The organism is Streptomyces sp. NPDC007164 (assembly GCF_040634135.1).
Taxonomy (GTDB): Bacteria; Actinomycetota; Actinomycetes; order Streptomycetales; family Streptomycetaceae; genus Streptomyces; species Streptomyces sanglieri.
Map to the genome: position 1 here is coordinate 1 of NZ_JBEYFB010000092.1, position 13,748 is coordinate 13,748.

General features: G+C 68.6%; 9 protein-coding genes and 6 pseudogenes. 11 read left to right on the top strand and 4 right to left on the bottom strand.

What is annotated here, in order from left to right; all coding sequences use genetic code 11:
* The coding region (locus ABZ622_RS40635; protein WP_360552191.1) for a hypothetical protein at positions 1–213 on the bottom strand (213 nt) is incomplete at its 3' end.
* A 13-nt stretch (positions 214–226) separates the two neighbouring features.
* On the opposite strand from ABZ622_RS40635, the gene ABZ622_RS40640 reads away from it, so the two are divergent.
* The 3 genes from ABZ622_RS40640 to ABZ622_RS40650 all read left to right on the top strand — a co-directional run bounded on the left by ABZ622_RS40640 (position 227) and on the right by ABZ622_RS40650 (position 5,839).
* Positions 227–1,024: a hypothetical protein gene (locus tag ABZ622_RS40640; RefSeq protein WP_360552193.1), complete on the top strand. Its 798-nt coding sequence runs from the start codon at positions 227–229 to the stop codon at positions 1,022–1,024.
* Positions 1,025–1,371: 347 nt separating this feature from the next.
* Positions 1,372–5,235, top strand: coding sequence for a S8 family serine peptidase (locus ABZ622_RS40645; RefSeq protein ID WP_360552195.1), 3,864 nt, complete (start codon positions 1,372–1,374; stop codon positions 5,233–5,235).
* A gap of 184 nt (positions 5,236–5,419) precedes the next feature.
* Positions 5,420–5,839, top strand: coding sequence for an IS3 family transposase (locus tag ABZ622_RS40650; RefSeq protein WP_360552197.1), 420 nt, complete (start codon positions 5,420–5,422; stop codon positions 5,837–5,839).
* Here ABZ622_RS40650 and ABZ622_RS40655 read toward each other — a convergent pair.
* Positions 5,746–6,413, bottom strand: a pseudogene (locus ABZ622_RS40655) (transposase); the annotation flags it as partial. The gene ABZ622_RS40650 and the pseudogene ABZ622_RS40655 overlap by 94 nt on opposite strands.
* A 306-nt stretch (positions 6,414–6,719) precedes the next feature.
* Here ABZ622_RS40655 and ABZ622_RS40660 point away from each other — a divergent pair.
* Both ABZ622_RS40660 and ABZ622_RS40665 read left to right on the top strand, forming a co-directional pair.
* A pseudogene (locus ABZ622_RS40660) lies at positions 6,720–6,982 on the top strand (alcohol dehydrogenase catalytic domain-containing protein); the annotation flags it as partial.
* Positions 6,956–7,462, top strand: a pseudogene (locus ABZ622_RS40665) (DUF6368 family protein). The pseudogenes ABZ622_RS40660 and ABZ622_RS40665, both read left to right, overlap by 27 nt.
* A 58-nt stretch (positions 7,463–7,520) precedes the next feature.
* On the opposite strand, the pseudogene ABZ622_RS40670 reads toward ABZ622_RS40665, so the two are convergent.
* Positions 7,521–8,366 (bottom strand): annotated as a pseudogene (locus ABZ622_RS40670) (IS5 family transposase); the annotation flags it as partial.
* Between the two features lie 190 nt (positions 8,367–8,556).
* Here ABZ622_RS40670 and ABZ622_RS40675 point away from each other — a divergent pair.
* A complete protein-coding gene (locus ABZ622_RS40675) occupies positions 8,557–9,255 on the top strand; it encodes a nucleotidyltransferase domain-containing protein (protein WP_360552199.1) in 699 nt (232 codons plus the stop codon).
* Between the two features lie 44 nt (positions 9,256–9,299).
* Here the strand turns inward: ABZ622_RS40675 and ABZ622_RS40680 are convergent, their stop codons facing one another.
* On the bottom strand, positions 9,300–9,617 hold the full coding sequence (locus ABZ622_RS40680; RefSeq protein ID WP_360552201.1) for a hypothetical protein: 318 nt from the start codon (positions 9,615–9,617) through the stop codon (positions 9,300–9,302).
* A 128-nt stretch (positions 9,618–9,745) separates the two neighbouring features.
* Here ABZ622_RS40680 and ABZ622_RS40685 point away from each other — a divergent pair, with 128 nt between their 5' ends.
* From ABZ622_RS40685 to ABZ622_RS40705, 5 genes and pseudogenes are all read left to right on the top strand, one after another.
* Entirely contained in the window at positions 9,746–10,531 is a 786-nt protein-coding gene (locus tag ABZ622_RS40685) for an AraC family transcriptional regulator (RefSeq protein ID WP_360552203.1), read from the top strand.
* 81 nt (positions 10,532–10,612) lie between these two features.
* Positions 10,613–11,215, top strand: a complete 603-nt coding sequence (locus ABZ622_RS40690) for a LysE family translocator (RefSeq protein WP_360552205.1) — start codon at positions 10,613–10,615, stop codon at positions 11,213–11,215.
* Positions 11,216–11,431: 216 nt separating this feature from the next.
* Positions 11,432–11,812: pseudogene (locus ABZ622_RS40695) on the top strand (DDE-type integrase/transposase/recombinase); the annotation flags it as partial.
* Positions 11,813–11,971: 159 nt separating this feature from the next.
* Entirely contained in the window at positions 11,972–12,808 is an 837-nt protein-coding gene (locus ABZ622_RS40700) for a DUF1963 domain-containing protein (RefSeq protein WP_360552207.1), read from the top strand.
* Between the two features lie 286 nt (positions 12,809–13,094).
* Positions 13,095–13,648, top strand: a pseudogene (locus tag ABZ622_RS40705) (IS6 family transposase); the annotation flags it as partial.
* Positions 13,649–13,748: the final 100 nt, after the last annotated feature.

Below are 13,748 nucleotides of genomic sequence, written 5' to 3' on the forward strand. Positions count from 1 at the left end.
GAGTCCCGAACCCCCACCATCACCCTCGCCGCATAACCAAGACACACAGCACAAATGCGGCAGCACCGCCTTGACGAAGAACATAGAGGCACCCCGCGGCGTGCCCGCGCGGGCGCCGGGCACCTGCGCGCTGCCACCGATCAAACGTGTCATCAATCCGATTGCGGACAACGCATACTCTTGCCAGAGAACGAATATTCTCTCAGGATTCATGAGGTGAGTCCTGATGAGAGGGGTCGTGATGCCGGACAGTCCGGGCCTGCGCGGTGACGGAGGCGGAGTCCACGAGGGGCTGTGGTGGGGCGGGACAGGGACCGGCGTCGACACGAGGGGCGGACCCGTCCCGAGGATGTCGCGCCCGACCGCGCCGGTCCACGCGGCACGGATCCAGCAACGCGCCCGGCGCGAGGTGCTGTACTTCGACGCGCCCCCCTACTGGTCCGTGGACAACACGGTCCAGCTCGAACAGTTGTCGGACGGGGTCTCGTACCGCACCGTCTACGGTCGGGAGGCGATCGAGTACCCCGGGGCGATGAAGCGCATCGACCAGTGCCTGGGGGCCGGGGAGCAGGCGCGGGTGACGGCCCGGCTGCCGATGAAGATGATGATCATCGATCGGAAGCACGCCTTCACCTGTGCCTTCAGCGACAACGACCGCGCGGGCAGTCCCGGCGACCTGGTGATCGTGGACTCCAGCCCGCTGCTCGACGGCCTGGTCGAACTGTTCGAGCGGGTCTGGGCCGACAGCGCACCCTTCGACCACGGCATCCCCGTACCCCGGGCCGAACGGGACGAACTGGGCGACGCGGACAAGCGGTTGCTGACCCTGCTGCTCGGCGGGCTGACCGACGACGCCATCGCCCGGCACTTGGGCGTCGGACGGCGCACCGTGCTGCGTCGCGCCCGCGGACTGATGGACCGGGCCGGAGTGGCGACCCGGATGCAGCTCGGCTGGTACGCGGCCCGCCGGGGCTGGGTGGATGTGTCGTGCGGAGCGCCGGACCCGGAACCGGCGCGGGGATAGCGGCGGCGGCACGCGACCGGCGCGCCGGTCCCTCCACGGCGTGCGGTCCGGGCGCCCCGGCGTGCGCGCGTTCCGACGTGACGTGCCGGGGCGTTCCGCCGTACGCGGGCGCCCCGACGTGCGCGGGCCCTCCCGCCGTTCCTCAGCAGCCCCGGCCTTCACAACTGGCGCATATGCGCCATGGATTGGTCTTCAGCCCTCGCTCCGACGGGCTATAGCCTCCGGATGTGCCGTTCGTCCGGGCCTTCCCTTTCTCTCTCTGCCCCTTCCCCGTGATTCCACCTGCCCGTATGCCGGCATGCGCTCTTCCCTCGTACCCGTTCCGCCCTTCGCCCAAGGAGAAGTACGTGCCGACACCCTCAAACGGCATACACGGAAGACGGCTGATCGCCGTCACGGCGGTGCTCGCCGCCGGCATGCTGATACCCGGGCTCAGTCCCGGATCAGCGGTGGGAGCACCCGCCACCAGCAGCCCTGCGGGCAGCCTTTCACCGAAGGCCGCGCAGAAGGCGAAGCCCTCCCTGGTCACCCTCATCACCGGGGACACCGTGTCCGTGATGAAGGGGGCGGACGGTCGCACCTCCGTGACCGTCACCCCCGCGCCCGGCAACGCGACCACGTTCCAGACCGTCACCGATCCCGACGGCGACCTGTACGTGTACCCGACCGAGGCGCTGGCCCCGCTCGCCTCCCACACCCTTGACCGGCGGTTGTTCAACGTCACCCGGTTGCTCAAGGACGGGCACGGGGACGCCAAGGACAGCACACTGCCCGTGATCGTCTCGTACGACGACAAGCCCTCCCGCGCCGAGCTGGGCGAACGCGCACGTCAGCTCCCCTCCGGCAAGCCCGGCGTCCTGCTCCGCCGGATGGGCATGGCCGCCGTCCACGTCAAGAAGCACGGGGCGGCTTCCTTCTGGAAGGCCGCCCGGCCCGACCGGACCGCCGGGAAGAACGGGAAGAAGCGGACCGCCGCCGCCGGCTCCTGGGTCGCCAAGATCTGGTACGACGCACCGGCCAAGGTGACGCTGGACACGAGCGTCCCCCAGATCCACGCCCCCGAGGCCTGGGCGGCGGGGTACGACGGGACCGGGGTCAAGGTCGCCGTTCTCGACACCGGCGTCGACCTCACCCACCCCGACGTCAAGGGCCGGGCCGTCACGACGAAGAGCTTCATCGACGGCGCCGCCACCGTGCAGGACGGCCACGGTCACGGCACCCATGTCGCGTCCACCATCGCGGGCAGCGGCGCCGCCTCGGACGGGCGGTACAAGGGGGTCGCCCCGGGGGCCGACCTGCTGATCGGCAAGGTCCTCGGCGACGACGGCTCGGGGCCGGACTCCGGCGTGATGGCGGGCATGGAATGGGCGGTCGACCAGGGCGCCGACATCATCAGCATGAGCCTGGGTTCCGCAGGTGACGCCGAGGACGACCCGTCCACGGAGGCGGTCAACCGGCTGAGCGCGTCGAGCGACTCGCTGTTCGTGATCGCCGCGGGCAACGACGGTCCGGGAGAGTCCACCCTCGGCAGCCCCGGTGCCGCGGACGCGGCCCTGACAGTCGGCGCCGTCGACAAGTCCGACATGATGGCGGACTTCTCCAGCCGCGGCCCGCGCACCTACGACCACGGGATCAAGCCCGACGTCACGGCGCCCGGCGTCGGAATCGTCGCCGCCCGTGCGGCCGGTACCGCCATGGGCAGCGTCGTCGACGACAACTACACGTCGGCGAACGGTACGTCGATGGCCACCCCGCACGTCTCCGGAGCCGCCGTCATCCTGGCGCAGCGGCACCCGGACTGGCCCGGCGAGCGACTCAAGGCGGCGCTGACGTCGCACACCGAACGGTCCGCCGACGCCACCGTCTTCGAGCAGGGCAGCGGCCGGGTGAACGTCGCCGCCTCCCTCGACTCCCGGCTCGACCTCTCCGGCCCGGCGGACTTCGGGATGGCCTGGTACGAGGGCGAGGACACCACGTACGAGAAGCGCACCCGCACCCTCACCGTCAGCAACCCCACCGGCGCGGCGCAGACCGTGAAGCTCGCCGCCCGCCTCTTCCAGGGCTCCCCGGCCGACGGATCACTGACCTTCGGCGAGGACGAGGTGACGGTGCCCGCCGGCGGCAGCGCCGACGTACCCGTCGTCCTCGACCCGAGCCTCCTCGACGCGGGCGTGTACACGGGTGAGATCACCGCGACCGGCACGGACGGTGCGACGGCCCACGCCGCTCTCGGTTTCGCCAAGGAAGCCCCGCACTACGGCATGGACATCAACCTCAAGGACCGCAACGGCAACACCCCCGACCGGGGCCTGGTCATCGTCATGGGGCTCGACAGCACCTACTACGAGACGTTCCCCGTGAACAGCCTCGGCACCCTCAGGCTGCGCGTCCCCCAGGGGCAGTACGCGGTCTTCGGCGGGATCACCACCGGGGACCTCGGCTACCAGGGCGGATACGCCGACGCCGTCGACCTGTTCAGCCTCCCGGAGGTGACGGTCACCGACAAGCCGGTCACGACGACCGTCGACGCCACCCGGGCGAAGGACTTCCAACTGGACGTCACCGGAGAGCGGCGCCCCCTCCATGCCTCCACTCTCACCTACGAGTTGCGACGCACCGCCCCGGACGGACGCTCCTCCGGTGTCGCCATGTCCGGCGACGCCTCCGTCACCACCGGGCACTTCGGCGCGATCCCCGCGGAGAAGCCGCACACGGGCACCCTGTCCTCGACCTTCTACCAGCGTGAACGGCAGCCGCTGCTCACCGGCGAGGTCACCGGCCCCAAGGGCTTCGACCTGACGCTGCGGGCCCCCAGCAACCTCGTACGCTTCGACGGCACCAGGAAGCTCCCGCTCGTCGATGTCGGCGGGGGCAGTGCCGAGGAACTGGCGGGCAAGGACATCCGGGGCAAGGCCGTGCTCGTGCACAACGACTACCCGTCCAGCGCCGGGCCGCTCGCCGGTGAGCTGGACGAGGCCGGTGCCGCCGCGGTGCTCGTCGCCCGGGTCACCGACCGCAGCGTCTTCACCGCCGTGGGCGACGGGCTGAACATCCCGTTCGCCGGGCTCACTCAGCGGGACGGAAAGGAACTCGCCGCCCGTATCGCCGCGGCGGGCAAGAAGAAGCCCGTCACCGTCACCCTGCACGGCCGCAAGGAGTCGGCCTACGCCTACTCCGGGCAGTGGACGTTCGACGGGGTTCCCGCCGACCTCAGGGCCACGGCCCGGCGCACCGACTTCGCTTCGGTGACCAATGTCTTCCACGGCTACGGCGAGGAGCAGCCCACCGAATACGTGCAGGACGTGTGGGGCCCCAAGGGGACGAACACCGTCTCCCTGCGGACGCCCGAGACCGTCTACCGGGGACATTCACGTGAGGACCTGGTCTACGCGAAGGAGGGACTGACGTATCAGCAGCACGTCGCCGTCCAGAACTTCCGCTCCCAGATGCACGGGCGGATCGAGACCCCGCGTGCCGGACGCTCCGTCGTCGAGGACTGGTTCGGTCCGGCCCTCCACGCGGCTCCGCTGGGCAGCTTGATGTCGTGCAACTTCTGCAGCACCGATGCCGGTGTCCTTCCGCTGCCGGGCAGCGGTGCCGACTCCGACCCCGAGCACTACATGGACTGGGGTCCCGAACCCGTCCTGGCGTTCTACCGTGACGGCCGACGCGTCGACGACCAGGGTTCGTGGATCGTCAAGGGCAAGGCGGACTACCGGCTGGACCTCGATCTCCCCTACGGCGACGCGGACGGGGGCATGTTCGGCACCTCCGGGACCTCCCGTGCCCAGTATTCGTTCACGGCGGACTCCCCGAGCGGGTTCTCCGAGGAGGTCTGCGCCGACTTCGTCGGTCTGGTCTCCGCCTGTGAGCCCCTCCCCGTCATTACCACCCACTACGGCATGACGGCCGACCTGCTCAACCGGGTGCGGGCGAACTCCGCCTACTCCTTCACGCTGGACGGCTACCGGGCCACGGGTTGGAAGGGTTCGACGAAGGTGACCGGGGCGAAGGTCTCGGTCAGCTACGACGGCGGCACGACGTGGAAGGCGGCCACCGTCACGCGGACGGACGCGGACTCCTTCCGGGTCTCCTACCGGCATCCGAAGCTCTCCGCCACGAACGGATACGTGGCGGTCAGGGCCGAACTCCAGGACGGCGCGGGCAGCCGCACGATCGAGACCATCGACCGGGCCTACCGCCTGAAGTAGTTCCCGGCCGATACGAGCGGGCGCCGCACCGGAATCCCCTCCGGTGCGGTGCCCGCGACCCTGCGGACCGAAAACCGGAACCTCAGATCAGGCGCTGTCACGTTGTTGCGTGTGTGGGTGGCTGACCGGCACCACAGCGGCACCCGGGAAGAAGGTCAGGCAGAAGGCCGGCCTCAACCGGTCCATGCTGGACACCGCCCCGGCGAGCTGCACCGCCAGCTCCTACAAAACATTTGCAGGCCTGGTCAGAGCAGCAGGTCAAGCATCCATGGGGTCGCTCGGGGACTCCAACGACGATGCCCCGGCGGAGATGCTGATCAAGACCGAGTGTGTCCGCGGCCTCATCTTCGCGACCAGGGCCGAGGCGAACCTCGCGCTCTTCGAGTGCATCGACGGCTTCTGCAACCCCCGACGCATCCAAAAACGCCTCGGTTACCTCAGCCCCGTCGAGTCTGAGGAGAAGCACTACGCCAGCCGGGTAGCAGCCGAACCAGTGAACCTGAAACCACGTCAATTCGCACTGCCCAGCCAGTCAGCACCTCCCGCACAACGGGGGGTGCCCCTATCTGTTTCGTCAAATCCCAGTGGGGTGGTCGGCTTGTAGGGGTCGATCCTGCTTTTTGGGAATGTCGCGCGGATCGGGATGTTCGCGGCGGATCGGGTGGCTGCTGGGCAGCCCGGTGACCGGCGGGGCCATAGTGGCCGTGCCGGTGCGCGGGCGTGATGAGGGCTGGAAGGTAGGGGGTGGAGTCGTCGGGCGGCGAGGCCGATGCCGCCCGGGCGTGGTTCGTAGAGGGTGCCGGTGCGGATCACCGCGTGGATGACGTCACGCGCTGGCGGGCGAGGTGGAGGATCGCTTGGGTGTGGGTCTTGCCGCGTGCGCGTTGACGGTCGTAGTAGATCCGGGAGGACGGGTCGGCTTTGCAGCCGATCGCGGCGAACGCGGCCTGGAGCAGGGCTAGTTTGAGGAGCCGGTTGCCGCGGTGGGGTGCGTGTGCGCCGCGGATCGAGGTGCCCGAGGACTTCGTGGCCGGGGCGAGTCCGGCGTAGGAGGCGAGGTGCCCGGCGGTGGGGAAGCCGGTGCCGTCACCGATCGCGACGACTACTGCGGCTGTAGTCCTGACGCCCAGGCCGAGCAGGGACGTCAGGGGGTGGCAAAGAGGGAGGGCCTCCAGCAGGACGGCGATCGCCGGGCCAGGCGGTCGTCAGGCCCCTCATCAGCGGTCAAGCGGTGACCCGAAGCCCGGCAGCAACACCCCCAGGTCATCCACTTCGACAGGAGACACACAGCCATACCGGGCCCGGGGCCAGGCACCTCGTTGCGGGGCCACGGAAAAGGTAACGGGGCATCTCAACCAAACGTGCGTGAGAGAAAGAAACGCTCTTCCGGCTGTCGATGTGAATGTGCCGCACGACGTGTGCAAACCATTCCACGGCAAGATCTGACACAAGGTGTAAGCGGAACACAGCCGAAGGAGCCAGAAGTGAAGGCTGCACGTTACTACGACCGCGGTGACATCCGCATCGAGGACATCCTGGACCCACTGCACGACCGGGCGCGGTGGGCATCGACGTCGCGTTCTGCGGGATCTGCGGCACAGACCTGCATGAGTACCTCGACGGGCCGATCTTCGTTCCGCCGGCCGGCCACCCGCACCCGGTCTCGGGCGAGTCCGCGCCCGTGACGCTCGGACACGAGATGTCCGGCGTCGTGTACGCGGTGGGCGAGGGTGTCGAGGGCCTGAAGCCGGTCGAGGTCAAGGTCGGCGGCGACCTGGACTTCTGGGTGCGAGATGGTTCGGCCGTGGGGCTATCTGCGTTGGAGCCCAACGGTGTTGGCGTGTTCTTCCTGTCGGAGGACGAGGAGATACCGGCGGAGGATGAGGACTACTCGGCGTTCACGCGGCCACCGGTGCAGAGGCTGGTGCTCGGCGCCGGCTGCTCGGGCCCGGCGAACCACCAGGTGCTCGGTCACCTGACACTCGCGCTCGCGGAACGCCTCGGCGCACTGATCGACTTCGACGGCCTTCTGAGCTGTCCCACCCCACGTGATGACACGGACAATGGGGCGTTTCTGGAACGAGCGAGAGCCCTGGTTGCCTCCCTCCCGGGAAGAGTCGCGGAGATCTCCTACGACACCGGGGGCAGTGGCCGGTAGTTCCGGCACGTCGGTGACGTGGAGTTCCTGGAGGTCTGGCTGCAGCATCCGGGAGTCCACCTGGTCTAATAGCGCCCGCCACTCGCTCGGCGAGGCTCGGGTCAGGTCGTTGTGTCTCGCAGCCACAGACCAGCGACGCGATGACCACACCGGTCCGGTAGCGCGCGGCGAGCTTGCCGAACCGGGTCGCGACGGCGCGGAACTGCTTCAACCGCGAGAAGCACCGCTCGACGACATTGCGCCCTCGATACGCCTCGGCGTCGAACGCCGGAGGCCGGCCGCCTTGCGCGCCCCGGCGAACACGGTTCGCGACCTGGTCGCGGCGCTCGGGGATGGTCGCCTTGATGTTCCGGCGCCGCAACAGGCGGCGGATCTTCCGGGACGAATAGGCTTTGTCCGCCACGACGCGGCCGGGTCTGGTGCGGGGCCGTCCGGGCCCGATGCGCGGGATGCGGAGCGCGTCCAGCACGGCGGGGAGCATGGTGCAGTCCGCCGTATTGCCGGTGCTCAGCACGATCGACACCGGGAGGCCACGGCCGTCGACCGCCAGGTGGACCTGGGTGGTCAGCCCGCCCCTGGACCGGCCGAGCGCCTCGCGACGCGCAACTGCTGCCGAATCTTCCGATTCATCCCCAGTCCCATCCCCTTTTTGCAGGCACCGGCGGCGTGCTGGTGAGCGCGGGCCACCGTGGAGCCGATCGAGACCGTCCACTCCAGGGTGCCCACAGCGACATCGCGGACCTGAACTCCTTCCAGAAGTTTCGCCCAGACCCCATCCTTCTCCCACTGGGCGAAACGCCGGTAGACGGTCTGCCAGGGCCCGTCCCGCGACGGTAGATCACGCCACGGGCACACCTGTCCGCAACCGCCGGAGCACCCCGTTGACCACCTGGCAGTGGTCCCGCCAGGGGCGGCCCGCACCGTCACGCCTCGGCAGCAACGGCTCTACTCGCGACCAGGCCGCGTCTGTCAGCTCTCCTCACCCCACCACAAGATCAATTATGAGACACGGCCCACTGCAGAAGCGAGAGCACTTGTCGGTGGATTTCGGCATCACTCGCTGTCCGTAGAGCGCATGAAAGTTGATGGGAAGTAAGAGCACCCGCTGTGGTGCGGTGCACCCGCCCTCCTACGAGACCCATGCCGGAACGTACGCTGCGATCATGGATGACCCCGTGCTCACCGCCCGCGAACTGGTGCGGGACCGATTTCCCGCTGCCCGGGCGGCCTTCCTCGCCGGCAGCGTGCTGACCGACCGCCGGACACCCACGTCTGATCTGGACATCGTGGTCCTCTTGGACGGGCCGCCCGCTCCCATTCGGGAGAACCTGGTATATCGCGGCTGGCCGGTGGAGCTGTTCGTGCAAACAGAGGCCGTCTGGCACAGCTTCGCCGACCAGGAGACCGCGAAGCGGAGTTCGCCGCTGCTCGCCATGTGTGCTGACGGCATGCTCCTGGTAGACACGGATGGGCTGGGCGCTTCGCTCCAGGACGAGGCGCGAAGGCGTTGGGCCGCGGGCCCGCCGCCGCTCTCGGACCGTGAGCGTGACTATCAGCGGTACGTCCTGACCGACCTGCTCGACGACCTGCGTGGCTGCGCGAACCCTGCGGAGCGGGTGTACTTGGTCTCGCACATGCTGCAGCGTGCCTCGGAGCTGGTCCTGCTGGTCGGCGGGCACTGGCTCGGCGGAGGCAAATGGTTGTCGCGACGGCTGGCTGCGGCCGACCCCGGGGTGCACCGCGCGTTGTCCGAAGCTGCCGCGCAGGCGATCGCCGGGGACGCGAAGGTCTTCGCCGAGGTAGTGGCAGAGGTGCTGGACCAGTCTGGCGGCCCCCTGTGGGACGGGTATGCCATCCGGTGAGTCAGTGGGGCGCGACCACGCCACCACAGGTGGTATGGCCGCGATCAGCCGGCTTTGTACGCGCTCATGGAGGCGATCGGCATCGTCGACACCCATCTGCTGGACTCGCACCGGCGCGGCAGCTCCGGAATCTGGACACCGTGACCCAGCTCCGCCTCTTCCCCCAAGGCCCCACCGACCCTGAGACCGCGCTGCGGATGCTGGCCGCCCACGCGGTCCCAGGAGCCGAGGAAGCAGACATCCCGGGCCGCAGCTCCTGCCCCACGCAGCAGCGCCATTGCGTCCTTGCGGATGTCGCCGGCAGTGGTCCGGGAGACGTCGAGCCGCTCCATCACCGCGGTCAGCGGCCGGAGCAACACCATGATTCGCCTTGGCGGGGCCGCAAATCCCTTCCACGGCGCCGCCGATAAGCTTGTTTACGATACGGCGGCGCCGACGGCAGCCCAGCCGTGGTGACCGATATCCCCCGGTACAAGGTGGGTGATGGCTGATGCCCGAGTTCTGGCACAGCACACTCCTGCCGTACCTGGAGTCACGGCGTTCCTGCCAGGAAAACACCTGCTACCGGCCGCACGCCCATGACCGCTTTTCGATCGGGCTGATCGACTCCGGCCTGACCACGTTCGCCGGAGCGGCGGGCGAGGCCCTCCCGCTGGCCACAGGCGACGTAATCCTCATCCCTGCCGGGCATGTCCACGCCTGCAACCCTGAGCACGGTCGCTGGAAGTATCAGATGATCCAGGCTGATCAAGACTGGATCACCACACTCCTGCCCGATGGGTCGGGGAGCTTGCTGGCCGAGATCAACATCTTCCGCCACCCGGGCCTGCACGGCCGGTTCAGCGCCGTCAACGATCTGCTGTTCCTCGGCGCCAATGCCGAACGCACCGAAACCGAATTCCGTGGAGTCCTTCACGACTGCGCGGAGCTCGCGCCGCATCGCCGGATCGCTCCCGCCACTGACGCGGCCCTCCTGGCCCGTCTGAGCACAGTGATCGACCGGCTGCACGAGGACGAGCCGGCCCCGGTGCTCGATGAGCTGGCCGAGGTCGCCGGAATGGACAAGTACCAACTCATCCGAGCAATGAAGCGAGCCACCGGGCTGCCGCCGCTGGCATGGCGGCAGAACGACCGCATCATCACCGCGCGGGCGATGCTCCGCGACGGGCGATCGCTTGCCGAGACCGCGTACGCGCTCGGCTTCGCCGACCAGAGCCACTTCCATCGGGTCTTCCGAGCCCACGTCGCCGCCACTCCCGGCGCGTACCGTCGCTGACGCAACTTCGTACAAGACCCCACCGAGCTGCCGCCCCAGAGTTTGACGAGGTAGATCATCGTCAACGCCTCTGGAGAAGAGATGGATCAGTTCCTCGCTGTCGCGGTCGCGCACTTCCTCGCCCTACTGATCCCCGGAGTGGACTTCTTCCTCATCGCCCGAACCGCGACGACCAGCAGCCGGCGCAACGCCAGCGCCATATCCGTCGGGATCGCCTGTGCGAACGGCATCCTCGTCACTGCGGCCTTCTCGGGGCTGTCGCTGATCTCGACGCCCATGGTTCTGCACGCAATCCAGGCGGCCGGCGGCATGTTCCTCGTCTGGATCGGGATCGCGTTCTTCCGAGCCGAGGTCAGCGTCGAGCTCGACGAACAGGCCCGATCCGGACGCACCACCTGGGCGAAGAACCTGGGCATCGGGCTCGCTTCGGGCCTGCTCAATCCGAAGAACGCGCTGTTCTACGTCAGCCTCGCCGCAGCTCTCACCGACGCGGGCCCGGTATCGCTGATGCTTTACGGGGCGTGGATGGTCGCTATCGTGCTCGTCTGGGATCTCTCCGTCGCTGTCGCGCTGGGCTCCAAGCGCACACTCTCGAAGCTCTGCCGTATCCTCCCGTGGCTGACGAAGGCCGCCGGCGGCTTCCTCGCCGTCTTGGGCCTGGGGATGATCCTCACTGGGCTTTGACCCCGGGTTTTGGGCACCGGAGAAACTTGGATCTTGATGGTCCAGGAGAACGGAGTCCCCGTGGGGGTGAAGCACTATCCCGCCCGGTTCAAGGCGGACGCGGTCGCGTTGTACCGGTCGAGGCCGGGAGCGACGATCAAGTCGGTTGCTGGTGATGTCGGGGTGAACACCGAGACACACTGCGGACTGGATCCGGGCCGCCGACGGGCGCCGCCGCTCTATCTCGCGACCGTCATCGACCTCGCCCCGCGCCGGCTGGCCGGGTGGGCGATCGCCGATCACATGCGAACCCAGCTCGTCACCGACGCCCTGGCGGCCGCCGAGCGGACTCGCGGGAGCCTGACCGGAGCGGTGATGCACACCGATCACGGCTCGCAGTATACGAGTAGAACCTTCGCTGAAAGCTGCAGGTCAGCAGGGGTATGGCAGAGTATGGGGGCGGTCGGGTCCAGCGCGGACAATGCCGCTGCGGAGAGCTTCAACGCCGCCTTCAAGCGGGAGACACTCAAGGGCCACAGAGGCTGGTCGAACGAGCGTGAGGCGCGACTCGACGCCTTCCGCTGGCTGACTCGATACAACACCCGACGCCGGCACTCCCGCCTCGGCCGGCGGTCCCCGATCGCCTACGAGAACGACTTGCAACAAGCAGCAACTACCCTGGCCCAAACCGCATGGACGTGTTCAATATCCGGGGTCAAAGACCGCGCCGAGGCTGCCCCTGGCCTCCGTGTCGCCGGAGGTCCGTAGAGTGGCGCCATGATGCGCCCGAACCCTGTGACCGCCGGTGACGAGCGGACGCTTCGACGGCTGATCGGCGAGGCCGGGCTCGCGCCGTGGGAGAGCGAGTTGATGGAGGTGGCCGAGCACGGAATCGCCTTGGGGCCTCGGCCCGCCGACTTCGAAGGGCCGGAGCCGTTCTCCCGGTGCGGCGGTGTGCCGGCTGTTCCGCCCGGTTTCATCTGGCCGCGTACCGGGTCTGGTCCGGATGCGCTGCCGGACTGCTTCGTCGCCCAGATCGATCTGGCAGAGGTCTCACGGGAGGACGTCAACGGGCTGCTGCCGTCCCGTGGCCTGCTCTACTTCTTTTTCCTCGGCCACGACGGCTTCGGCGGCCGCGACCCGGTGACCGTCCTCTTCTTCCTGGACCGGGCGGCCGCCGACACCACGCCATACGACGTGGCCTCGGATCCGGCGTTTGCCGATGCCACCGCCGGTTGGGGCGCCCCGCCGTGGGAGTTCACCGGCCCGCCGGCCCCGCTGTACGCCGGCGGCAAGGCCATGCTGGCGCAGGTCGAACGGTTCCACGACGAGCCGCTCGTCGACCTCCCCGACGAGGCCGCGAACCACCTGGCCGCGCAAGGGTCCGCCGCCTTCGATGTCGCACCTGAGCACGACGCGTACATGGTGCTGGTCGGCCCCGACCGGGAGACGGACCAGTACGTGGTGCCGCCGCACGGCCTCGGCCCGGAACGGATCCTGCTCGATGCGGGGCGCCCGGACTTCACCGAATGCCCGCTTTACTACGTCATCCGCGACGAGGACCTGGCCGCCGGCGACTTCAGCAGAATCGAGGCTGTCACCGTCCAGCGGTGACCCGCTCCGGGGCGGAGACCGTGGAACTTGTCGGCGGTCAGCTCGCCCGCCACGCCCCAGCCGCCGACAGGCACGACGATGTTGCCGCCCGGCTTCTGGCCGCCGGAGAACGGCACCTCCTACTCTCGCCTGCGACGACGCCCCCGGCCGGGGCCCGCCCCGACACCCGTCCCCGCAACCCCGGGGAGACGACCATGCGCCCGCCCTTCCCGCACCAGGATGCTGTCACGTTGACTGAGCGGGTGGGATGATCTTCGGATTGATCGTGGTGGAGGGAAAGTCGTCCGTGGGGAGCGCGTCGCCGTCGTACAGGGGTCACCGGTACCCGGTCGAGGTGATCTCCCACTGCGTGTGGCTGTACTTCCGGTTCCGCTCAGCTTCCGTGAGGTCGAGGAGCTGATGCTCGATCGCGGCGTGATCGTCTCCTACGAGACCATCCGCCGCTGATGCCTGAAGTTCGGGCAGCAATACGCCAATTCGCTGCGCCGCCGCCGGCCCCGGCCTGGTGACAAGTCTCACCTGGACGAGATCTTCGTCAAGTTCGACGGCGAGCAGAAGTACCTCTGGCGGGCTGTCGACCAGGACGGCATGGTGCTGGACATCCTCGTACAGAACCGGCGGGACAAGACCGCGGCCAGGCGATTCTTCCGTCGTCCGGTGAAGACGACCCGTACGGTGCCGCGGGTGGTCGTCACAGACAAGCTCCGCTCCTACGGCGCCGCTCACCGCGAGGTCATGCCCTCGGTCGAGCACCGCTCGCACAAGGGGCTGAACAACCGGGCGGAGAACAGCCACCAGCCCACCCGGCAGCGTGAACGTGCGATGAAAGGCTTCCGCTCCGCCGAGGGCTTGTAAAGAATCAATGTGGTGATTCGGCCTTCTGCGGAGCGTTTTCGGGTGGTGCGACGGAGGCGAGGAGGTCCGCTGCGGTGCGGAAGGG

Excerpts from the sequence above, each read along its gene's own strand:
- ABZ622_RS40640 (WP_360552193.1), top strand. The coding sequence starts at position 227 with ATGAGAGGGGTCGTGATGCCGGACAGTCCGGGCCTGCGCGGTGACGGA.
- ABZ622_RS40650 (WP_360552197.1), top strand. The coding sequence starts at position 5,420 with ATGCTGGACACCGCCCCGGCGAGCTGCACCGCCAGCTCCTACAAAACA.
- ABZ622_RS40675 (WP_360552199.1), top strand. The coding sequence starts at position 8,557 with ATGGATGACCCCGTGCTCACCGCCCGCGAACTGGTGCGGGACCGATTT.
- ABZ622_RS40680 (WP_360552201.1), bottom strand. The coding sequence starts at position 9,617 with ATGGTGTTGCTCCGGCCGCTGACCGCGGTGATGGAGCGGCTCGACGTC.
- ABZ622_RS40685 (WP_360552203.1), top strand. The coding sequence starts at position 9,746 with ATGCCCGAGTTCTGGCACAGCACACTCCTGCCGTACCTGGAGTCACGG.
- ABZ622_RS40690 (WP_360552205.1), top strand. The coding sequence starts at position 10,613 with ATGGATCAGTTCCTCGCTGTCGCGGTCGCGCACTTCCTCGCCCTACTG.
- ABZ622_RS40700 (WP_360552207.1), top strand. The coding sequence starts at position 11,972 with ATGATGCGCCCGAACCCTGTGACCGCCGGTGACGAGCGGACGCTTCGA.